The sequence below is a fragment of the Pseudohalocynthiibacter aestuariivivens genome, assembly GCF_018457175.1.
Taxonomy (GTDB): Bacteria; Pseudomonadota; Alphaproteobacteria; order Rhodobacterales; family Rhodobacteraceae; genus Pseudohalocynthiibacter; species Pseudohalocynthiibacter aestuariivivens.
The window spans coordinates 1-608 of the sequence record NZ_JAGFNU010000044.1; the positions used below are offsets into that span (position 1 = coordinate 1).

Here is a 608-nt window from a genome sequence, read left to right on the forward strand (position 1 = left end):
TAACCGCACTGGCGTTTGTCGCAGCGATTGATGATCCGACACGCTTCAAGCGTTCGCGAGATGTTGGGCCCTATCTCGGGCTTGTTCCCAAACGCCACCAGTCAGGTGAAGTAGACTACACCGGGAGCATCTCCAAACGCGGGGACGTGCGCGTCCGAACACTGCTTTATGAAGCCGCAAATGTGATGCTCACGCGATATGTGGCACCGCTGAAACTCAAGTCATGGGCGCGCGCAATCGGGCAGCGCTCGACAATGAGAAAAGCGCGGGTGGCATTGGCCAGACGTCTTGCGATCATCCTGCATGCCATGATGCGCGATCAAACCGAATTCCAAGTTGCGTAACGATAACCTGAACAACCGAGGATTCCTCTATAAGAGTTCCCATGCGGGACGACGCCCGAGGGAGGGCGTGGAATATGGCGCCGATTCTGTAGCGACAGAGCAGATTACCGGTCTGATCGCGGTTTCAACCTTGCCGGTCCACACCCAGCCAACCCCATCATGAGCCCGTCAGCTCGAAGAGAACCAAGGCAACCTCAGACGTCAATTACCCTGCAAATATGAAAAGTGCACATTGACAGATTAGAGAACAAAATAAGCTCAATT

1 protein-coding gene is annotated in these 608 nt (G+C 54.3%); it reads left to right on the forward strand.

What is annotated here, in order from left to right:
- On the forward strand, positions 1–344 hold a 344-nt coding region (locus tag J4E70_RS19240), incomplete at its 5' end, for a transposase (protein WP_213891566.1).
- Positions 345–608: the final 264 nt, after the last annotated feature.